This is a genomic window from Actinomycetospora callitridis (assembly GCF_028737265.1).
Taxonomy (GTDB): Bacteria; Actinomycetota; Actinomycetes; order Mycobacteriales; family Pseudonocardiaceae; genus Actinomycetospora; species Actinomycetospora callitridis.
This window is the reverse complement of record NZ_JAQZAK010000001.1, coordinates 1-21,353: the sequence shown is the minus strand read 5'-3', so window position 1 is coordinate 21,353 and position 21,353 is coordinate 1. Positions and strand designations below refer to the sequence as shown.

At 76.2% G+C, this 21,353-nt stretch carries 16 protein-coding genes; 10 read left to right on the top strand and 6 right to left on the bottom strand.

Annotation, left to right across the window (positions count from 1 at the left end):
• Nucleotides 1-51: 51 nt before the first annotated feature.
• The 3 genes from mftE to PH191_RS00070 are packed head-to-tail and all read right to left on the bottom strand — an operon-like array spanning nt 52 to nt 4,514.
• Entirely contained in the window at nt 52-729 is a 678-nt protein-coding gene (mftE, locus tag PH191_RS00080; RefSeq protein ID WP_274192591.1) for a mycofactocin biosynthesis peptidyl-dipeptidase MftE, read from the bottom strand.
• Nucleotides 730-759: 30 nt separating this feature from the next.
• Nucleotides 760-2,655 (bottom strand): oxidoreductase, encoded by a 1,896-nt coding sequence (locus PH191_RS00075; RefSeq protein WP_274192590.1) that lies wholly within the window; start codon nt 2,653-2,655, stop codon nt 760-762.
• Nucleotides 2,652-4,514 (bottom strand): oxidoreductase, encoded by a 1,863-nt coding sequence (locus tag PH191_RS00070; RefSeq protein ID WP_274192589.1) that lies wholly within the window; start codon nt 4,512-4,514, stop codon nt 2,652-2,654. Before PH191_RS00070 ends, PH191_RS00075 begins: the two co-directional genes overlap by 4 nt.
• A 61-nt stretch (nt 4,515-4,575) precedes the next feature.
• Here PH191_RS00070 and PH191_RS00065 point away from each other — a divergent pair, with 61 nt between their 5' ends.
• The 6 genes from PH191_RS00065 to PH191_RS00040 all read left to right on the top strand — a co-directional run bounded on the left by PH191_RS00065 (nt 4,576) and on the right by PH191_RS00040 (nt 14,543).
• Nucleotides 4,576-5,160, top strand: coding sequence for a DUF1707 SHOCT-like domain-containing protein (locus PH191_RS00065; protein ID WP_274192588.1), 585 nt, complete (start codon nt 4,576-4,578; stop codon nt 5,158-5,160).
• A gap of 252 nt (nt 5,161-5,412) precedes the next feature.
• On the top strand, nt 5,413-9,516 hold the full coding sequence (locus PH191_RS00060) for a Pls/PosA family non-ribosomal peptide synthetase (protein WP_274192587.1): 4,104 nt from the start codon (nt 5,413-5,415) through the stop codon (nt 9,514-9,516).
• On the top strand, nt 9,513-10,178 hold the full coding sequence (locus PH191_RS00055) for a BPL-N domain-containing protein (protein WP_274192586.1): 666 nt from the start codon (nt 9,513-9,515) through the stop codon (nt 10,176-10,178). The genes PH191_RS00060 and PH191_RS00055 overlap by 4 nt, the downstream gene beginning before the upstream one ends.
• On the top strand, nt 10,175-11,566 hold the full coding sequence (locus PH191_RS00050) for a M1 family aminopeptidase (protein WP_274192585.1): 1,392 nt from the start codon (nt 10,175-10,177) through the stop codon (nt 11,564-11,566). The genes PH191_RS00055 and PH191_RS00050 overlap by 4 nt, the downstream gene beginning before the upstream one ends.
• A 35-nt stretch (nt 11,567-11,601) precedes the next feature.
• A complete protein-coding gene (locus PH191_RS00045; protein ID WP_274192584.1) occupies nt 11,602-12,879 on the top strand; it encodes a heparan-alpha-glucosaminide N-acetyltransferase domain-containing protein in 1,278 nt (425 codons plus the stop codon).
• Nucleotides 12,880-12,968: 89 nt separating this feature from the next.
• Nucleotides 12,969-14,543, top strand: coding sequence for an Hsp70 family protein (locus tag PH191_RS00040; RefSeq protein ID WP_274192583.1), 1,575 nt, complete (start codon nt 12,969-12,971; stop codon nt 14,541-14,543).
• 4 nt (nt 14,544-14,547) lie between these two features.
• Here PH191_RS00040 and PH191_RS00035 read toward each other — a convergent pair whose 3' ends face one another.
• Both PH191_RS00035 and PH191_RS00030 read right to left on the bottom strand, forming a co-directional pair.
• Nucleotides 14,548-15,270, bottom strand: a complete 723-nt coding sequence (locus tag PH191_RS00035) for an HAD-IA family hydrolase (protein ID WP_274192582.1) — start codon at nt 15,268-15,270, stop codon at nt 14,548-14,550.
• Nucleotides 15,267-16,211 carry a phosphoribulokinase gene (locus tag PH191_RS00030; RefSeq protein WP_274192581.1) on the bottom strand — a complete coding sequence of 315 codons (945 nt, stop codon included), beginning with the start codon at nt 16,209-16,211 and terminating at the stop codon, nt 15,267-15,269. The genes PH191_RS00035 and PH191_RS00030 overlap by 4 nt, the downstream gene beginning before the upstream one ends.
• Before the next feature lie 102 nt (nt 16,212-16,313).
• Between PH191_RS00030 and PH191_RS00025 the strand changes: the two genes are divergently transcribed.
• Genes PH191_RS00025 through PH191_RS00010 form a run of 4 tightly spaced genes read left to right on the top strand, consistent with a single transcriptional unit; the run spans nt 16,314 to nt 20,147 of the window.
• Complete coding sequence (locus PH191_RS00025) at nt 16,314-16,991, top strand: response regulator (protein ID WP_274192580.1); 678 nt, start codon at nt 16,314-16,316, stop codon at nt 16,989-16,991.
• Complete coding sequence (locus PH191_RS00020; protein WP_274192579.1) at nt 16,988-18,211, top strand: GAF domain-containing sensor histidine kinase; 1,224 nt, start codon at nt 16,988-16,990, stop codon at nt 18,209-18,211. The genes PH191_RS00025 and PH191_RS00020 overlap by 4 nt, the downstream gene beginning before the upstream one ends.
• Nucleotides 18,212-18,247: 36 nt before the next feature.
• On the top strand, nt 18,248-19,669 hold the full coding sequence (locus PH191_RS00015) for a ribulose-bisphosphate carboxylase large subunit (protein WP_274192578.1): 1,422 nt from the start codon (nt 18,248-18,250) through the stop codon (nt 19,667-19,669).
• A 10-nt stretch (nt 19,670-19,679) separates the two neighbouring features.
• Complete coding sequence (locus PH191_RS00010) at nt 19,680-20,147, top strand: ribulose bisphosphate carboxylase small subunit (RefSeq protein ID WP_274192577.1); 468 nt, start codon at nt 19,680-19,682, stop codon at nt 20,145-20,147.
• Nucleotides 20,148-20,343: 196 nt separating this feature from the next.
• Here PH191_RS00010 and PH191_RS00005 read toward each other — a convergent pair whose 3' ends face one another.
• On the bottom strand, nt 20,344-21,291 hold the full coding sequence (locus tag PH191_RS00005) for a class I fructose-bisphosphate aldolase (RefSeq protein WP_420791756.1): 948 nt from the start codon (nt 21,289-21,291) through the stop codon (nt 20,344-20,346).
• Between the last annotated feature and the right edge of the window lie 62 nt (nt 21,292-21,353).

Below are 21,353 nucleotides of genomic sequence, written 5' to 3'. Positions count from 1 at the left end.
CGCGGGTCGGTGAACGCGGCGGGTCGGCGCAGCGATGCTGCGTGGACGGGCTCAGGTCAGGCGTCCCGTGGCGTCGTCCACGGCCCACCGCTCGACGGCCGTGACGAGTGCGGCGACGATCACCGAGACCGTCTCGGCGCCCTCGCCGGCAGTCGCGCCGGTCGGGTCGCCGAGCACGCCCGAGGGGCTCACGTCGCGCACCGACCCGGCGCTGATCGCGGGCATGAGCTCGCGCAGCGGGGCCGTGTTGCCGGGGGCGGCGAGGTCCGGGCGCACGGTGTCGGGCGCGAGCGCGAGCATCACGCCGGTCTCGTGGTGCCCGGCGTGCGCGTCCGCGCCGGGGACGCCGCACGGGAACCACGCGACGTCGCGCCCCTCGGAGCGCAGCAGGGCGACCGCGGCGCGCAGGGCGCCGACGTTGCCTCCGTGCCCGTTGACGAGCACGAGCCGGCGGGCGAAGCGGCACGCCGAGCGCCCGAGCTCGACGATCACCGCGGCCAGGATCTCGGTGCCGATCGACACCGTGCCGGGGAAGCTCTCGTGCTCCCCGGACGCGCCGTAGGGCAGGGCCGGGGCCACGGGGAGACCGCTGCGCGCCGCGACCGTCGCCGCGATCGCGGTGTCGGTGCCGAGCGGGAGGTGCGGGCCGTGCTGCTCGGTCGCCCCGACCGGGACGAGCAGCACCGGCACGTCCTCGCACTCCGGCCAGCGGGCATGGGCGATCTCCACGCGCCGACCCTATGTGAGTGATGTTCCCGGCTATAGCCGTGAACTCCGCTCACGGATGCTCTCGCCCGCGGCCGTGCCCTCGCGGATCGCGGCGCCGAGGTCGCGGGGGGCGAGGCAGTCGCCGACGCGGACGACGGGCACGCCCAGCTCCGGCACCTCCGGGGTCGGCGGGCCCGCGTGCACCACCCAGTCGGCGGGCCAGGGCGCCACCTCGCCCCTGAGGTGATCGAGCACGTCGAGGACCGGGCCGGGACGGGCGCCCAGCACCACGCGGTCCGTGTGCTCCACGACCCCGAGGTCGGCGGCCCGACGACGCCAGCGCTCGCGGTCCAGGGTCGGCGCGAGGGCGCCGGCGGCGACGAGCGCCGAGGTCAGCGTGGTCACCGTCGCACCGCGGCGCGCGAGCAGCTCGGCGGTCGACGTCGCCGCGTGCGAGCGCCCCGCGTCGACGACGAGCACGTGCCCGCTCGGGGTGACCCGCCCGGCGAGGACGTCGGTGACGTCGACGACGCGGTCGAGCCCGGACGCCCAGGCGGGCAGGGCGGGCCGGGCGCCGGTCGCGAGGACGACGACGTCGGCGTCCTCGGTGTCCTCCGCAGCCCCGATCGAGCTCCGGAGCCGCACCTCCACCCCCAGCTCGCGGGCCTCGAACGCCAGGTCCGACACGACGTTCACGAGCTCGCCCCGCTCGGGCGCCCGGGCGGCGAGGGCCAGCTGGCCGCCGAGGGCGTCGCCCCGCTCGGCCAGCGTCACCGCGTGCCCGCACCGCGCCGCCGCGACCGCCGCCGCCAGCCCCGCGGGCCCGCCGCCGATCACGAGGACGCGAGCGAACGGGGAGTTCGCGCGCGTAGAAGCAGCGAACGGCCCGTTCGCTGCTTCGTGGCCGGCAGCAGGGTTCACCGCGCACCCCAGGCGCTGGTCGAGGCCCACGCGGGCGATGCACTCCTGGTTGCAGCCGATGCAGCGCCGCACGCGCGCCCCGCGCAGCGCCTTCGCCGCGAAGGACGGGTCGGCGATCTGGCCGCGGACGACGCCGACGAGGTCGCACGACCCCGAGCGCACCGCGTCGAGGGCCTGCGTGGGCGTCGTGAACCGACCCACCCCGATCACCGGCACCGACACCGCGGCGCGCACCGCGGACGGCACGTGCGCCGCGTACCCCGCGGGCACGCCCATCGGCGGCTCGATCAGCGGCAGGGTCCGGGTGGCGACGCCGACCGCGGTGTTGACGTAGTCGACGTGCGCCTCGACGGCGACGGCCAGGCGGACCGCGTCGTCGGCGGTCGAGCCCCCCGGGACTCCCTCGTCGCCCTGCAACCGCACGCCGAGCACCCGGTCGGGCCCGATCGCCTCGCGCACGGCCGCCAGCACCGCCAGCAGGAGCGGCAGCGCCCGCGACGGGGCCAGCTGCCGGATCAACGACGCCTGCGAGCACTGCACCTCGACCCCGTCGAGCCCGCCCGCCGCGACGTGCCCGGCGACGACCCCGAACCCCGCCACGAGCCGCGCCAGCCCGTCCTCGGCGAGCGGGCGCGGGACCTCCCGGAACATCGGGTCGGCCTCGTCGTCGGCGCCGTCCACCGGGGCCCGCGAGTACAGCGACGACGACTGCCCGCCGTTGTGCCCGAGCTGTGCAAACACCAGCGCGCCGTGCGCGTGCACCGCGTCGGCGATCGCGCGGTAGCCCGGGACGACGGCGGGGTCGGTGCCGTCGACGAGCTTCTCGTAGGGCTGGTCGGCGGGGTCGACCGACTGCTCCTCGGTGATGACCAGCCCGGCACCGCCGGCGGCGCGCGCCCCGTAGTACGCGGCGTGCTGGGCGGTGGGGAGGCGCGCCACGGCGGCGTTGGTCAGGTGCGCCGGGAAGGCGATGCGATTGCGCGCCACGAGGGGTCCGAGCCGCACGGGGTCGGCCAGGAGGCTCACGACAGCAATTCCTGCGCGGCGCCCCGACCCTCGCGCACGGCCTCGGCGACGGTGCGCGGGGCGACGGCGTCGCCGACGACGTAGAGATCCGCCCGCGGCGACGGGCCGGCCGGCGCGCGGCGCGGGCCGGCGTCGACGAGCACCGCCGCGGGCAGCGACGTGGTCGCCCCCGTGATGACGTCGGCCACGGTCGCCGAGCCGGACGACCACCCGACCACCCGCGCCTCGGTGACCCGCCGGACGCCGGCGCGCGCGAGGCGGACCTGCGCGTCGACGAGGTCGCCGGTGCGCGCCAGACCGGGGCCGACGAGCACGCCGGGCGCGACGATCGCGACCTCGCGGCCCTCGCCGGCCAGGCGTTCGGCCAGCGCCACGGCCGCGCCGTCGCCGAGGGGGTCGTCGAGCACGACGGGGCCGGGCGGCAGGCCGTCGCGCAGCGCCGCGGCGATCGGCGTCCCACGCCCCGGCCGGTCCACCGCGCCGGTGGCCAGCAGCACGCGGCCGGACGCGGGCACCTCGGCCACGACCCCGAACGCCAGGTCGACACCCAACGCCGACAGCTCACCCGTGTACCACTCGACGAGCCGCGCGAAGCGCTCCCGGCCCGGCAGCCCGGCCACCCACCGCAGCAGGCCGCCGGCGGCGTCGGCACGCTCGACGACCCGCACCGCGCACCCGGCCCGCGCGAGCGTCCGCGCCCCCTCGAGCCCCGCCGGGCCGGCGCCGACGACGAGCACCGGGTCGGCGCGACGGGCGACCACCCGCTCGGGGACCTCCGGCGCCGCGACCGTGCACGAGACCCGCGGGTTGCGGACGTCGCGCGCCCGGCACTCCTGGTTGGTCAGCACGCACGGCCGGGGTGTGTCGCCCGCGCGGACGAGGGCGACGAGGTCGGCGTCGGCGAGCTGGGCGCGGGTCATCTCGACGACGTCGGCGTCGCCGGTGGCCAGCGCGGACCCGGCGTCGGCGGCGTCCACCACGCTCCCCGCCAGCACCATCGCCACGCCCGGCACCCGCAGCTCGGCCAGGAGCGGGCGCAGGAAACCGGGCGGCGTGTGCGCGTCGGGCCGCGTCGCGCCGACCGACAGCGCCGAGCCCCGCACGGGGACGACGAGGTCGACGAGCCCCGCGACCCGCTCGAGGACCGCCCGGGCCGCGCCCGGCGTGATGCCCGCCCACGGCGCGAGCTCGTCGACCGCCAGGCGCAGCCCGACCAGCGCGTCGGCCCCGACGGCGTCGCGCACCGCGCCGAGCACCTCGGCCAGCAGCAGCCCGCGGTCCGCGCCGTACGCGTCGTCGCGCTGGTTGGTCAGCCCGGACAGGAACTGCCGCAGCAGCGCGTGCTGTCCCGCCTGGATCTCGACGCCGTCGCACCCCGCCTCCACGGCCGCCGCGGCAGCGCGGGCGAAGCCGGAGACCACCGCGGCGATCCCGTCGGCGTCCAGCACCGCCGGCACCTCGCCCGAGGCCGGGTCGGGCACCGCCGACGGCGCGCGCAGCGGCCCGCGCGTGTACGCCGACGAGCCCTGACTCCCGGTGTGTCCGAGCCCGGCGAGCACGAGCGTCCGGTAGGGACGGCAGGCGTCCGCGATCGCGGCCCAGCCGTCCGCACACTCGGCGGCGAGCGGCGCGTACTCGTAGGGGTGGTCGTCGGCCACCACGGACGCCACCTCGGTGACCACCACGCCGGCGCCCCCGGCGGCGCGCGCCCGGTAGTGCCCGACGTGGTCGGCGCCGAGCGCCCGCGGCCGCCGCGGGTCGGCGACGTTGGTGACGTGCGGCCCGAAGAGCACGCGGCTGCCCGCCGTCCGCACGCCGAGCACGACCGGATCGCCGAGCACGACCGGGTCGGCGGGCACGGGCGTGACGGTAGCCGTTCTCCACGGGAGCCGAACGCGCCGGCGACTAGGTTGTCCTCCCGTGGCGACCGATGACCCGACGCCCGTGATGCGGGCCGGCGACGCGGACCGCGAGGTCGTCGCCGAGATCCTGCGCACCGCGCTCGGCGAGGGCCGGCTCGATCTCCACGAGGTCGACGAGCGCCTCACCCGCACCTACGCCGCCCGGACCTACGCCGAGCTCGAACCGATCGTCGCGGACCTCCCGGGGGCGACGCTGCCCTGGCGGGCCGCGACCGCACCGGCGACGAGGGACGAACGCCCGCTCACCGTGAGCGCGAGCTGGTCGAGCGAGAAGCGCACCGGCGAGTGGCGCGTACCGGCGCGGATCGTCGCGGAGCCCGCCATGTCCGACGTGAAGCTCGACTTCCGCGAGGCCACGGTCACGGGCACCCGCATCGACCTCGAGGTCCGCGGCGGCATGGGCAGCGTCGTGCTCGTCCTGCCCGACGGCTGGTCGGTCGACACCGAGGACCTGAAGGCGACCTGGGGCACGGTCAAGAACCGCCACCGCGCCCCGGCGGGCCCCGGGCGGCCGACGATCCACGTCACGGGCTCGATCGGCATGGGGACCTTCAAGACCCGCGGGGCGCTCTTCTACGAATGACTCCATCGTGGTGCGAACGGCCCCGTTCGTCCGTCCTTCTGCCACGCACCGTGACCGCGTTACCCGTCTGTGACGAGTCCGACGGCCCGTGGCGGTCGCGTTTCGCGACCGGGGCCGCCGAGGTACTGACACGCCCAGTCCGGCGTCACCACGCCGGACTCCGACGAGCGATGACGCCGTCGACGACGTCCCCGCGGTGCCGATCCACCTCACCGCGTGCCGCCCGGGGACGCCGACGGGGAGAGGCAGCCGATGACGGGAGCCGTCACCGAGGACGCGACCCGGCCACTGCCACGGCACCTGCCACGGCAACCGGGCCCGGACCCGGCGACGGGGCCCTCACGCCTGCCGGAGGCGCGGCTCGAGCACGTCTTCGAGCGCACCGCCGACTCGACGCCCGGGGCGACGGCGGTCGAGCACGAGGGGCGGGCGACCAGCTACGCCGACCTCGACGCGCGCGCCAACCAGCTCGCGCACGTCCTCGCCGACCGCGGCGTGCGGCCCGGCGCCCGGGTGGCGCTGTTCCTCGAGCGCTCGCCGGAGACCTACGTCGCCCTGCTCGGCGCCCTCAAGGCGGGCGCGGCCTTCGTGCCCGTCGACCCCGAGTCGCCCGCCGACCGCCTGGCCTACGTCGCCGACGACGCCGGCGTCGACCTCCTCCTGACCTCCACCGCGCTCGCCGACACCGTCGCGCCGCTGGGCCGCGCCTGGCTCGCCGTCGACGGCGAGGCCGCCACCCTCGACGCCGCCCCCACGCACCGGCCCGTCGACCGCACCCCCGACGACGGCAACGGCGGCGAGCGCACCGACGACCCCACCGCGTACGTGATCTACACGTCCGGCTCGAGCGGGCGCCCCAAGGGCGTCGAGGTCGCGCAGTCGAGCATCACGAACTTCGTCGCGGTCGTGCCGACCGTCTACGACGTGCGGCCCACCGACCGCGTCCACCAGGGCATGACGATCTCCTTCGACTTCTCGATCGAGGAGATCTGGCCGACCTGGGCGGTCGGCGCGACGCTCGTCGTCGGGCCGAACGACGAGCGGCGGCTGGGCGCGGACCTCGCCGATCACCTCGAGCGCGCACGCGTCAGCGTCCTGTACTGCGTGCCGACGCTGCTCGCCACCGTCCCGCGCGACCTGCCCGGGCTGCGCACCGTCCTCGTCGGCGGCGAGGCCTGCCCGGCCGAGCTCGTCGAGCGGTGGAGCGCCCCGGGGCGGCGCCTGCTCAACACCTACGGGCCCACCGAGGCCACGGTGACGGCGACGTGGTGCGAGCTCGTGCCCGACCGCCCGGTCACCATCGGCCGGCCGCTGCCCACCTACGGCGTCGAGCTGCTCGAGGCCGAGGACCCGACGCCGCGTGTCGTGGGCCCGGGCGAGGTCGGCGAGATCGCCCTGGCCGGGCCCGGCGTCGCGCGCGGGTACGTGGGCCTGCCGGAGAAGACCGCCGCGGTGTTCGTCACCCACCCGGGTACCGGCGCCCCCCTCTACCGCACCGGGGACCTCGGTCGGTGGACCGCGGACGGCGAGATCGAGTACCTGGGCCGCGCGGACGCCGAGGTGAAGGTCCGCGGCCACCGCGTCGACCTCGGCGAGATCGAGAGCGTGCTGCTCACCGACCCCGAGGTCGGCAGCGCCGTCGTCGCCCTCGACCCCGGCGGCGGGGGTGACGCCGGTTCCGGGGACCTCGCCGCCTACGTGGTCGGGGAGATCGCCGACGCCGAGGCGCTCACGGCCCGGCTGGTCGCGGCGCTGCGCGAGCGGCTGCCCGCGTACATGATCCCGGCGACCCTCGACGTCCTGGACGAGCTGCCGACGCAGGTCAGCGGCAAGGTCGACCGCGCGCGGCTGCCCGCACCCGCCGGGCGCCGGCTGGTCGCCGCCACCGGCCCGGTGGTGGCCGCGGAGGGCGAGCTCGAGGAGCAGATCGCCGCCGTGTGGGCCGAGGCGTTCGGGCTGGCCCCCGCCGAGCTCTCGGTCGAGGCCGACTTCTTCGACGAGCTCGGTGGCCACTCCCTGCTCGCGGCCACCACCGTGACGCTGCTGCGGGAGCGCGGGGTCGGCGGCAGCCCCGCCGTCCGGGACCTCTACGCGCACCCCTCGGTGCGGGCGCTCGCGACCCACCTGGCCGACGCCGGGTCCGCCACCGCGACCTCCGCGGCGCCCCGGCCCGGTCCGGTCCGGTCCTCGACCCGGCGGGTCGCAGCGGCCGGGACGGCCCAGGCGGCGGTGCTCTACCTGTTCCTGCTCGCCGTGACGCTGCCGGTGAGCTGGGTCTACACGGCCAACGACGGCACGGTCTCGACCGAGGTGCTCGCCCAGGTGCTCGCCGCGGGCGCGGTGGCGTGGCTGGGCGTGCGGTGGCTGCTGCCGGTGCTGCTCGCCCGGCCGCTGGCCGCCGGGATCCGACCGGGCCGGTACCGCCTGTGGGGGGTGACGTTCCTCCGGCTCTGGACCCTCGACCTCGTCCTGCGGCTCGCGCCGCTGCCGGTGCTCGTCGGGTCGCCGCTGCTCGCCCCCTACCTGCGCCTGCTCGGCGCCCGGGTCGGGCGCCGGACCCACGTCGCCACGGCCGACCTCACGCTGCCCCGGATGCTCCACCTCGACGACGACGCCACCGTGGGCTACGGCGCGGCCCTGCACCCGTGGTCGGTCGAGGACGGCCAGGTCGTCGTCGGACCCGTCCGGCTCGACCGTCGCGCCGTGGCCGGCGCCAACACCGTGCTCGCCGCGGGCAGCCGGATCGGCCCCGTCGGGATGCTCGCCGAGCAGTCCGCGCTGGGCCGTGACGAGGTGGTCCCCGCCGGGCGGACCTGGGCGGGCTCGCCCCCGCAGGAGCACGAGACCCAGGACGCGGCGCTGGTCGCCATGCGCGACGCCGGCCCGCTGCCGGGCTGGCGGGCACGGCACCTGGCCGCCGCGCTGGCCGGTCTGGTCGGTCTCGAGGTGCTCTCCATCGCGATGGTCGTGCCCTCGGTGATGCTCGTGTGGTCGGCGCTGCTCGGCTTCGGTGTCCTCGCCGGGTTCGCGGCCACGCTGCTGTCCGGGCCCGTGTTCGTCCTGACGGTCTGCGTGGTGGTGGCGCTCGGGCGCCGCGTCGTCCTGGCGCGCACACCCGTCGGCATCCACCCGGTGCGCTCGTCGCTGGGGCTGCGCAAGTGGATCGCCGACGCGCTGCTGGCGCAGAGCCTGACGTTCACCAACTCGCTCTACGCCACCCTCTACACCGTCCCGTGGCTGCGGCTGCTCGGTGCGCGCGTCGGGCGCGGCGCGGAGGTCTCCACCGCGGCGCACCTCGATCCCGACCTGCTGACCCTCGGCGAGGGGAGCTTCGTCGCCGACATGGCCAGCGTCGGCGCCGCCACGTTCGCCGACGGCCGGATGCTGCTGCGGCCCACGTCCGTCGGCGACCGCGCCTTCGTCGGCAACGCCGCGCTCGTCCCGTCGGGCACCGGCACCGGACACGGCTCGCTGGTCGGCGTGCACACGGTGCCGCCGCCCGCGGGCGTGCCCGACGGCAGCTCGTGGCTCGGCTCCCCCGCCATGCACCTGCCGCAACGCCAGGACTCCGGGGACCACGACGAGCAGGAGACGTTCCACCCCACCCGGCGGCGGGTGCGCGAGCGCCTGGCCGTCGAATTCGTCCGGGCCACGCTCCCCGCCTCGCTGATCGGGGTCGGGCTCTACCTCTACCTGCTCGCGCTCTCGGCGCTGGCCCGCGGGCGCGACCTGCTGCCGACCGCGCTCGGCGCCCCGGTGATCGCCGCGGCCGCGAGCGTCGCGGTCGTCGCCTACGTCGTCGCGGTGAAGCGCCACGTCGTCGGCACCTACCGGCCGCGCGTCGCGCCGCTGTGGGACCCGTTCGTGCGCCGCACGGAGTTCGTCACCGGGCTCTACGAGGCGGCCGCCGTCCCGACGCTGCTGAGCCTGCTCGTCGGCACCCCGTTCCTGCCGGTGGCCCTGCGCCGCTTCGGGGCGCGCATCGGGCGGCGGACCTACCTCGCCACCACCTACCTCACCGAGTTCGACCTCGTCGAGATCGGCGACGACGCCGCGGTCGGACCGGGGGTGTCCCTGCAGACGCACCTGTTCGAGGACCGCGTCATGAAGATGTCGACGGTCCGCGTCGGCGACGGCGCGACCGTCGGGGCGCGCAGCATCGTGCTCTACGACGCCGGCGTCGGCCGCGACGTCGACCTCGACGGCCTGACCCTGCTGATGAAGGGCGAGGAGCTGGGCGAGGGCACCCGCTGGCGCGGCATCCCCGCCCGTGGGGTGGCGGAACCCGAACCCGAGACCGTCGAACTACCGGTCGTCGGCGACAGGACCGGCGGCCGGATCGGGGAGGCGGCGTGACGGCGCTGGTGTACCGGGGCCCGGCGAGCGTCCCGGGATGTCCCGAGGCCGTCGCGTCCCTGCTGGCCGAGCCGCGGTGGGGCCTCGACGTGCGGTTCGTCGGCCCGCAGGAGGACCTGGCGCTGACCGAGCAGACCCTCGCCCGCGCCGAGATCTACGCCCAGCCCGGCGGCGGGACGCTGCGCCGGGGCTGGCGACGGATGCGGCGCCACCGCCGCGCCGTGCGGAGCTACGTGCACGGCGGCGGGCGCTACCTCGGCTTCTGTCTCGGCGCCTACCTCGCCGGCGAGTCGCCCGGGTTCGGGCTGCTGCCCGGCGACACCGACCAGTACGTCGCCGGCGACGACGCCGTGCTCGACACCGAGGACGACGCGCTGGTCGACGTGGACTGGGGCGGACACCGGCGCACGGTGTTCGCCCAGGACCCGGCGACGTTCGTCCTCGACGAGCGCGCCGACGCCGGCGTGGAGATCCTGGCCCGCTACCCCGACGGGCCCCCGGCGGCCCTCGTCGCCCCGCACGGCCACGGCCGCGTCGGGGTGGTGGGACCGCACCCCGAGGCCACGCCCGACTGGTTCACCGACGCCGGACTGCCCGTCCGCGACGCCCGTGAGCTCGCCCGCGACCTCGTCGACCGCACCCTGGAGCGTGGCCGCCCGTGAAGCTCGCCCTCCTCTCCCTGATCACCGGCCTCGCCGCGCTCGCGGGCTGCTCCGTCGGGCCCGCCGAGGCCGCCGCCCCGTGGGACCAGCGACCCGCCGTCGACCTCGCGATGGACGTCGCGCCCGACCTCCGCAGCGTGACCGGCCGCGAGACGGTGACGTTCACGCCCGACCAGCCGATCTGCGAGCTGGTGTTCCGGGCGTGGCCGAACGCGCCGTCGCCCGCCGGCGAGGGCAACGCGCTGCAGGTGACCGACGCGTCGGTCGGTGGGCGCCCGACGGCGCCGGTCGTGCGGCCCGCCGGGGCGACGGCCGGGGCGCCCGGCACGCTCGTCGAGCTGCCGCTGCCCGCCTGTGTCGGGGCCGGCGAGGTCGTGCGCGCCGAGCTCGGGTTCACCCTGCGCCTGGGTGCCGACGCCGACGAGCGCCTCGGCACCTCCCCCGCCACCGGCACCGCATGGTTCGGCTCGGCGTTCCCGATGCTCGCCTGGGTGCGCGGGCAGGGCTGGATCCGCGACGACGCCGTGCGCATCCCCGGCGAGACCGCGGTCAGCGAGGACTTCCGGCTCGACGCGCTGCGCGTCACCGCCCCGGAGGGCGCGGCGGTCTCGGGCGCCGGACGCGCCGATCCGCCGGCCCCGGGCCCCCGGGCCGGCACCACGACCCACGTCTTCCGGGCCGACGCCGTCCGCGACGTCTCGGTCGCCGTCGGCGCCTACCGCGTCCTCGAGCGCGACATCGCCGGCACGCGGCTGCACCTGTTCACGCCCGTGACCGGCACCCGCACCGACCCGGAGCGGTGGGCCGCCGAGCTCGACGGGGCGGTCCGGCGGCTGCAGGACCTGTTCGGCCCGTTCCCGTACCCGGACCTGTGGGTGGCGATCGCGCCCTCGCAGACCTCGGGCCTCGAGTACCCCGGGGCCCTGCAGTTCGGCGACACCCCGCCGCGGGAGCTCGGGGAGCTGGCCGCCCACGAGCTCGCCCACCAGTGGTTCTACGCGCTGGTGGGCAACGACCAGGGCCGCGACCCGTGGATCGACGAGGCCTTCGCGACCTACGCCCAGGCCGTCGCCACCGGCACGCAGGACAACTACGACCTCGACGACGTCCCCGCACGCCTGCGCGGCCGGCTCGGCGACCCGATGGCCGTCTGGGCCGAGCGGGGCTTCGGGCCCTACAACGTCGGCGTCTACACCCAGGGCGCGGCCGCCCTCGTCGCCGCGCGCGAACAGGCGGGCGAGGACCGCTTCGACGAGGCCGTGCGGGCCTACGTCGCCGCGAACGCCCACCGCGTCGTCACCCCCGACGACGTGGCCCGCGGCTTCGCCGACCTGCCCGCCGTGACCGACCAGCTGACCCGCGCCGGCGCGCTGCGCCCGCCCGGCTGAGCACACCCCCCGAGAAGTCCCGAGGAGCGACAGCGATGGCCCCCACCGAGACCCCGGTGCGCGACCCCGGCACCGCCACGCCGGGCCGCGCCCGGCACGCGGCACCCCTCGTCCCGGGCAGCCGCGGGCGCGTCGTCGGCGTCGACGCCGCCCGAGGCCTGGCGCTGCTCGGGATGATGGCGGTCCACGCCCTCTACGTCTCCGACGCGGCGGGGGCGCCGACCTGGGTCGGGCGGATCGCGTCGGGCAACGCCGCGGCGCTGTTCGCGGTGCTGGCGGGTGTCGGCATCGCGTTCATGAACGGCCGCACCCGTGTCACGGGCGCCGGTCCGGCCCGGCGGGCGGGCGCCGCACTGGTCGCCCGCGCCGCGGTGATCGGGCTGCTGGGGCTCGCTCTCGGGGTCGTCACCGACGCCGAGGTGGCGGCGGTGATCCTCCCCGCCTACGCCGTGCTCTTCGTGCTCGCCGTGCCGCTCGTGCTCCTGCCGACCCCCGTGCTCGTCGGCGGCGCCGTGCTCGGGGCCGCCGGGCTCCCCGCGCTCAGCCACCTCGTGCGCGCCGGGATGCCCCCGCCCGTGCTCGACAACCCGTCGCTGACCCGGCTGGTCACCGACCCGACCGGGCTCCTGCCGGAGCTCCTGCTCACCGGCACCTACCCCGCGCTGACGTGGATCCCCTACCTCGCGATCGGTCTCGCGCTCGGCCGAGCGCACCTGCGCTCGTCCCGGTTCGCCGCCGGGCTCGCGGCCGGCGGCGCGGCCCTCGCGGCGGCCGCGTCCGGCGCGTCGGCGTTTCTGCTCGGGCCCGCCGGCGGCCTCGCGGCCCTCTCCGCGACGTCCGCGACGACCGGCCAGGACCCGGCCGACCTGCAGGCGATCCTCGCCTCCGGCGCCGACGGCACCACCCCGACGACCACGTGGTGGTGGCTCGCGGTGGACGCCCCGCACACCTCGACGCCGCTCGACCTCGCCCGCACCACCGGGATCGCGCTGGCCGTCATCGGGGTCATGCTCTGGCTCGACGCCGCGCACCGCCCGTCCCTGCGCGTCGCCGTGACGGTGCTGCGGGCGCCCCTCGCCGCCGCGGGGGCCATGACGCTGACCCTGTACACGGCGCACGTGCTGTTCCTGAACTCGCCGTTCGACGTCTACGCGCCGGTGCCCGGCTACGTCGTGCAGGTCGTCGCGGTGCTGCTGCTCGGCCTCGCCTGGCGGGCCACCGCGGGGCGCGGACCGCTCGAGACCGTCGCGTCCGCCGCCGGTGCCCGCGCGGCCCGGGCGGTCTCCCCGGAACGAGGGTCCACACCCCCCTGACGTGGGGTTCTCCCTACTCCCCGATCGTCGCCGCGCCGCGAGGCTCATGGTCGTCCCGCTCCTCCACGACCGCGCACACGGAGACGACCATGACCTACCACCTCGGCGTCGACCTCGGCACGACGATCACCACCGCCGCCGTCGCGCGGGACGGGAAGGTCGGCGTCGTCACGCTCGGCGAGCACAGCGCGGCCATGCCCTCGGTCCTGTACTGGGGGGCCTCCGGCCCACCGCTGGTCGGTGACGCCGCCGTGCGGGCGGCCGCGACGGACCCGTCCCGCGCGGCGCGCGAGGTCCGGCCCCGCGTCGCCGACCCGACCCCGCTGCTCCTCGACGGCGCACCCTTCGCGGCCACCGCCCTGCTCGGCGCCATGCTGCGACGCGTCGTCGACCTCGTCGCCGAGCGCGAGGGCGGCGCCCCCGACGGGATCGTGCTGACCCACCCCGCCACCTGGGGCGACGAGGAGCGGGAGGCGTTCGCGGGCGTCGCGGTCAGCCTCGGGCTCGGCGCGGTCTCCCTGGTCTCCGAGCCGGAGGCCGCCGCGGCGCGGTACGCCGCCCGTGAGGGGCTGCGCGACGGCGGCGCGGTCGCCGTCGTCGACCTCGGCGGCGGCAGCGTGGACGCCACCGTCCTCGTGCACCGGGGCGGGGCGTTCACGATCGCCGGACGTCCCGAGGCCGTGCCGTACCCGACCGACACGCACCCCTCCGACGGCGCCGCCGTGGCCGGGCTGCACCGCGCCCTCGCGAGCGCCCGGCGCCTGCCCGGGGACCTCGACGCCGTGGTGCTCGTGGGGTGGAGCACCCGCACCGGCGCGATCGCGGCGGCGCTCGCCGACGAGCTCGGGCGCCCGGTCTCCCTCGAGAACGAGCCCGAGCACACGGTCGCGCTCGGCGCCGCCGGCCTCGCGGCCCGGGGCCAGCAGAACGGGGCCACGACGTCCGTGCCGGTCCCCCGCACCCAGGTGGTCGCCGCGAAGGCGGCGCGCCGACGATCGGCACCTCCGCAGGGCCCGCGGAAGACCGCGAGCCTCCCGGCCGCCCCGGCCGACGCGCACGTTCCGGCACCCGCCCTCGCACCGGCGCCCCGCCGTCGCGCTCCCCGTCGCGGGCTCACCGTCGGCCTCGCCGCGGGGGCGATCGTCCTCGGGATCGTGGGCGGCGGCGCGTTCGCACTGACCGGGGCCGCGTCGCCGGCCGCCGCCTCGGCGCCGCTGCCGCAGGTCTCCTCCGCGCCGCTGCCGGCGCCGGTGACCCCGAGCCCGGCCGCCGACGAGCCCGTCCCGACCACGACGGCGCCGGCGGTCGCCCCGGTCGCCGAGCAGACCACCACCACCACCACCACGACCACCACCGAGCGCGCCTCCCGCCCGGCCACCGGGGGCTCGTCGAGCGGCCAGGGGTCGCCGAGCCGTCCCGGCTCGCACGGAACGACCGGCCACGGCGGCACCACCGGCGGCGGCGAGCACGGCACGGGCGGCGGCTCCGGCCACGGCTCCGGTTCGGGCTCCGGTTCGGGCTCCGGTTCGGGCTCCGGCTCGGGCTCCGGTTCGGGCTCCGGTTCGGGCTCCGGTTCCGGCTCCGGCAGCGGCTCCGGCAGCGGCTCCGGCTCGACGCCGGGCAGCGGCGGCTCGCAGCAGGGCGGCGCAACGCCGAGCCAGTAGGGCCTTACGAACGGACCGCCGTGAGGGCCTCGGCCATGCACGCCGCGGTGAGCAGGGTCGGCCGGTCGAAGGCCTCCCGCACGATCGCCGCACCGGTGACGTCGTGGCGTGCGGTGTCGTCGTTGGTGACCACCACCGTCGCCATCCCGGCGACCAGGGCCGCGCGCAACCCGGGCCCGGAGTCCTCGACCGCCATGGTCCACGTCGCGTCCAGACCGAGGCGCGACAGGGCGAGCAGGTAGGCCGCGGGGTCGGGCTCGAGATCGGTGACGTCGTCGCCGCAGATGACGACCTCGGCGGTGTCCGCGCCGATCAGGTGGGCGAGCAGCGGCTCCACCCACGCACGGCGGCCGGTGGTCGCGACCGCGATCCGCACCCCGTGGGAGCGCAGGTCGTCGAGGAGCTCGGGCAGGCCCGGCCGGGGATCGATCTCGCCGCGCCGGACGATGTCGACGAACAGCTCGGTCTTCGTCCGGTGCACCCGCGCGGCGACCTCGTCGGCCTCGGCCGCCGGGACGCCCTCCTGGCGCAGCGCGTACGCGACCCGCCGGCGCCCGCCGGTGAGCACCATGAGCTCGCGGTAGCGCTCGACGTCCCACCGCAGGTCCACGCCGTGCCGGTCGAAGGCCTCGTTGAACGCGACCCGGTGGCCGTCGCGCTCGGTCTCGGCGAGGGTGCCGTCGACGTCGAAGACGACGGCGGCGGGGAGGTGGGTCACGGCGTTCACCGGGCCGCGTCCGTCAGGTGGTAGAGCAGCAGGAGCTGGGCGATCGCCAGCGGCTCGCTACGGGCGTCGCCGAGGCGCCCGAGGCACTCCGGGGTCGCGGTGTCGGGCTCGCCGAGCGCCGACCAGATCGCCTTCTCCACCGCGAGACTCTCCTCGCGCGGCACGTAGCCGTGCACGTGGAGGGTCTCCACCGGACGACCGTCGGGGTCGCGCTCGAGTTTGAGGTGCATCGCTCGGGTGAGCCCGGACTGCAGCACCTCGTTGAGGTCGGGGTGGTCGATGGTCGGGCGCATCATCAGCGACGCCGACAGGGCCGTGCCCTCGGGGTCGTCACGGCCCTCGATCGGCGCGAACCGGACGACGAGGTCGGCGTTCTGCCGCTGCGGGCGGATGTACGCCGCCGATTCCTCCTCGCGGCGCTCGAGCTCGGCGAGCACCTTCTCCTCGGTGTAGCCGCGCTCGGCCGTGTCGCGCGCGACCTTCCAGCCGCGCCGGATCTCCTCGGGCGGGTCGAGGAACGCGGTGACGTCGAAGCACGCCCGCGAGAGCCTGCTCCACAGCGGGAAGAGCCCCTCGACGATGACGAACTCGGCGGGCTCGACCAGCTCGGGGCGCACCAGCTCGCCCGTGGCGTGGTCGTACACCGGCTTGAGCACCGGGTTGCCCGTCGCGAGCAGCTGCAGGTGCTGCTCCATGATGTCGAGGTGGTTGCCGTCCGGGTGGAGCGCCGTGAACGGCAGCTCCGTGCGCTCCTCCCGGTCGAAGCGGCGGTAGTCGTCGGTGCACAGCGACACGCACCGATCGCGCCCGAGGGCCTCGACGAGCCCGCGGGTCATCGTCGTCTTGCCGGCAGCGCTGTCCCCGGCGATCGCGAGCATCACCGGCCGCTCGACCAGGCCCCGACCGCCGACGCGCCGCATGCGCAAGGACTTGTCGGGCACGAGGTCTCCTGGTGGTTCGACGCCGAGGCTACGACGGCCCCACGTTCAACCCCTCCCCGCGGCGGGGGGCGATGCGGGGGAGAACGGCCATAGGGTGGACCGATGACCGAGACCACAGCGCAACGCGCGGGGCCGCTGCGGGTCGTCGTGGTGGATGACCACGAGATGGTCGTCGTCGGCCTGAAGGCCATGCTCGCGCCGTTCGCCGGCCGGGTCCGCGTGGTCGGCACCGCGAACGGCGCGGAGGAGGCCCTCGACGTCGCCCTCTCCCTGGTCCCCGACATCGTGCTGTGCGATGTCCGCCTGCGCGGCGACAGCGGGCTGGACCTGTGCCGCGCGCTGGCCGAGCGGGCGCCGGGGCAGAAGGTCGTGCTGCTCTCGGTCTACGACGACGAGCAGTACCTCTACCAGGCGCTACGGGCGGGCGCGGCGGGCTACGTGCTCAAGCACACGGGCGGCGAGGAGCTCGTACGCCACCTCGAGCTCGCCGCCGCGGGGACGACCGTCGTCGACGCGATGATGGCCGGGCGGGCGGCGGCATCGGCAGCCCGGATGGAGCGGGACGAGTTCTGGCCCGGCGCGCACCTGGGGCTGACCCAGCGTGAGAGCGAGGTCCTCGCCCTGCTCGTCGCGGGTCACAGCAACCGGGCCATCGCCGGCCAGCTCGTCATCGGCGACGAGACGGTCAAGAGCCACGTGCGCTCGCTGCTGCGCAAGCTGCAGGTCCCGGACCGCACCGCGGCCGTCGCGGCCGCGCTGCGCGAGGGGGTGTTCCGGTGACCACACGGGGGCTGGGTCTCGACGACCCGCAGCGCGAGAACGAGGTCCTGCTCGCCATCATCGAGGCCACGACGAGCGGCCCGGGCGTCGAGCCCCTGGCCGCCGCGGTGGCCCGCGTGATCACCGGGGCCACCGCGACCGACGTCTGCTTCGTGCACGTCCTCGACGACACCGAGCGCTCGCTGACCCTCGCCGGGGCGACGCCGCCGTTCGACGCGCAGGTCGGCCGGGTCCGGCTGCCGCTGGACACCGGCGTCGCGGGCTGGGTCGCGAGCCACCGCGAACCCGCGGTGATCACCGGCGACAAGCGGGCCGACCCGCGCTACGTCGCCATCCCGGAGCTGCACGGCGAGCAGTACACGTCGATGGTGTCGGTGCCGATGGAGAGCGAGCCGGCGGGACTGGCCGGGGTCCTCAACGTGCACACCGTGGCGCACCGGGAGTTCGACGACCGCGACGTCCGCGTGCTCACCGCGATCGGCAGCCTCGTCGCCGGGGCGCTGCACCAGGCGCGGATGCACCGCAGGCTCGCGGCGCGCGAGGAGGCGCACGGCCGGTTCGCCGAGCAGATGATCGCCGCGCAGGAGGCCGAGCGGCAGCGGCTGGCCCGCGACATCCACGACGGCATCTCCCAGCGCCTGGTGACGCTCTCGTACCACCTCGACGCCGTCCGCACGTTCCTCGACCGCGACGACGCCGCGGCGGCCCGGGAGGACCTGACCACGGCGTCGGACATGGTCCTCACCACCCTCGACGAGGCCCGCGCCGCGATCGGGGCGCTGCGCCCGCCCGTCCTCGACGACCTCGGCCTGGCCGGCGCGCTCGCGGCGCTCGCCCGCGGGCTGCCCGACGTGCGGTTGGCCCTCGACCTCGACGACCGCCGACTGCCCGAGCACCTCGAGGTCGCGCTCTACCGGATCGCCCAGGAGACGCTGCAGAACGTCCTCAAGCACGCCCGCGCGGAGGAGGTCACGGTGCGCCTGACCGCCGGATCGACCGGCGTGCGGCTGGAGCTCGCCGACGACGGCGTGGGGTTCGATGTCGCCGACCGGGCGGGCGCGGACGGCACCGGCTACGGCCTCGCCTCGGTCCGCGAGCGCGCGGAGCTCGTCGGGGGCTCGGTCCGGGTCACCTCGCGGCCGGGGACGGGAACGACGGTGACCGTCACGGCACCCGTCGACTCTGAGTTCTTCGACGACGTGTCGCCGGGCAACGCCTGATTGTCCTTCTCAGGGAACACCCCCCACTATCGGGGCATGGCCGACCGATGGAGTGCGGGTGTCATCCCCTACGCGGAGCTGGGTTACTGGCAGCCCGACTACGAACCCAAGGACACCGACATCCTGTGCGCGTTCCGCGTCACGCCGCAGGAGGGGGTGCCGCCGGAGGAGGCGGGGGCCGCGGTCGCCGGTGAATCGAGCACGGCCACGTGGACCGTGGTGTGGACCGACCGCCTCACGACCTTCGATCACTACCAGGCGAAGTGCTACCGCGTCGACGCCGTGCCGGGCGTCGACGGCCAGTGGATCGCCTACATCGCCTACGACCTCGACCTGTTCGAGGAGGGGTCGATCGCGAACCTGACCAGCTCGATCATCGGCAACGTCTTCGGCTTCAAGCCGCTCAAGGCGCTGCGTCTCGAGGACATGCGCATCCCGACGCACTTCGTCAAGACGTTCCAGGGACCGCCGCACGGGATCGTCCAGGAGCGCGAGTACCTCAACAAGTTCGGGCGCCCGCTGCTCGGCGCGACCACCAGGCCCAAGCTCGGGCTCTCGTCGCGCAACTACGGCCGCGTCGTCTACGAGGCCCTGCGCGGCGGCCTGGACTTCACCAGGGACGACGAGAACGTCAGCTCTCAGCCGTCCATGCGCTGGCGGGACCGCTACCTGGCGTGCATGGAGGCGGTGAACAAGGCCCAGGCCGAGACCGGCGAGGTGAAGGGCCACTACCTCAACATCACCGCCGGCGACATGGAGGACATGTACGAGCGGGCCGAGTTCGCGCGCGACCTCGGCAGCGTCATCGTCATGGTCGACCTGACCGTGGGCTACACGGCGATCCAGTCGATGTCGAAGTGGGCTCGGCGCAACGGCGTGATCCTGCACCTGCACCGTGCTGGGCACGCGACCTACACGCGGCAGAAGAACCACGGCGTGAGCTTCCGCGTCATCTCCAAGTGGATGCGCCTCGCCGGCGTCGACCACATCCACGCCGGCGCGGCGGTCGGCAAGCTCGAGGGCGACCCGGCGTCGGTCCACGGCTTCTACGACGTGCTGCGCAAGAACTCGTACACGGCGGACCCGTCGAAGGGACTCTTCTTCGACCAGGAGTGGGCGTCGATGCCGGCGACCCTGCCGGTGGCGGCGGGCGGCATCCACGCCGGGCAGATGCACCAGCTGCTGCACCACCTCGGCGAGGACACGATCCTGCAGTTCGGCGGCAGCACCATCGGCCACCCCATGGGCATCGCCCAGGGCGCCGAGGCCAACCGCGTCGCCGTCGAGGCGATGATCAAGGCTCGGAACGAGGGTCGCGACTACCTGGCCGAGGGCGCGGACATCCTGCGCGAGGCCGGCAAGCGCAACAAGCCGCTCGAGATGGCCCTCTCGACGTGGAGCGACATCACCTTCGACTACGCCTCGACCGACACCGTCGACGCCACCCCGACTCCGTAGGGAGAATCCCGTGCGCCTCACCCAGGGCACCTTCTCGTTCCTGCCGGACCTCACCGACGACGAGATCCGGCTGCAGATCGAGTACGCCCTCGCCCACGAGTGGCCGCTGTCGATCGAGTTCACCGACGACCCGCACCCCCGCAACACCTACTGGGAGATGTGGGGCCTGCCGATGTTCGACCTCCAGGACCCGGACGCGCTGCTCGACGAGGTCCGCGCCTGCCGCGACGAGCACCCGGAGCACTACGTCCGGGTCGTCGCCTACGACGCCTCGCTGGGGCGACAGACCGTCGCGCTGTCGTTCCTGGTCAACCGGCCCTCCGAGGAGCCGGGCCTCCGCCTGGAGCGCCAGGAGGGCAAGGACCGCCAGATCGCCTACACCACCCACGCGTACGCCACCGACCGTCCGTCGGGGCAGCGCTACGGGCGCCACGGCTCGCACGACGGCGCTCGCGGCAACGGCGACGGCCGGGGCTGAGGGACGCACATCGTTCGGGTCCTCCGGGCGCCCGTCGCCGTTGGCCGGGAGGCCGAGGCCCCCCGTGCGGGGTAGCTCGCCCGTACGTGAGTGGGATTCCCGGCGATTGCCGGGAATCCCACTGACGGGGGGATGCTGGCGCGCGTGACCACCACCGCGCGCCCCCGACGAGGCGCTGGGGTGGCACCGGTCTCATTCAGGCCGCGGGGACGTTGCGGTCGATCTCGCGACGTAGTGCGGAGCGGCCCGCGTCGACCCGCGCCGGGTCCCCGGCCCAGGCCGCCAGAGCGGACGAGACCAGCGCCCGGCCGAACGAGAACGTCAACGGCCAGGGCCCGCCCCGCCGGCGGATCGCGGCGAGGTTCGCGGCGGCGGTCTCCGAGGACTGGCCGCCGGAGAGGAACGCGACCCCGGCCAGCTCCGGGCGCATCGTGGCGCGCAGGGTGTCGACGGTCGCGCGGGCGACCTCGTACGGGTCGGCGGGCTGCCGCGAGCCCTCGCCCGAGGTGACCATGTTCGGCTTGAGCACCATCGCGGCCGGGTCGACCCCGGCGGCCTCGAGCGCGCGGCCGAGCGTCGCCAGCGTCCGCGCGGTACCCGCGGCGCACACCTCGAGCCGGTGCCCGCCCGCGGACAGCACCTCCGGCTCGACGATCGGCACGAGGCCGCCGTCCTGGCAGACGCGGGCGTAGCGGGCCAGGGCCTCGGCGTTCGCGTCGAGCGCCCGGACCGACGGACGGCCCGCGCCGAGGTGCAGGACGGCCCGCCACTTGGCGAACGTCGCCCCGAGCGCCACGTACTCCGCGACCCGCTCGGCGAGGCCGTCGAGCCCCTCGGTGAGGGTCTCCCCGTCGTCGGGGCCGTCGAGCGCCACCGTGCCGGTGTCGACCTTGATGCCGGTCTGCAGCCCCGCGTCGGCGAGCGCCCGCGGGAAGGGGCGACCGTCGGCGAGCTGCTGGCGCAGCGTCTCGTCGCACAGGATGACCCCGCTGATGCGGCCGGCCAGGCCCTCACCCGCGACGAGCAGCTCGCGGTACGCCCGGCGGTGCTCCTCGGTCGGCTCGACGCCGACACCCTCGAGGCGTCGCGACATCGTCCTCGGGCTCTCGTCGGCCGCGAGGATGCCGCGACCGCCGGAGACCAGCGACGCGGCGGTCGCGCGGAGGTCGGTGGTGGCGGGGGTGCCGGGGCGGGCGGGGCTGGTGG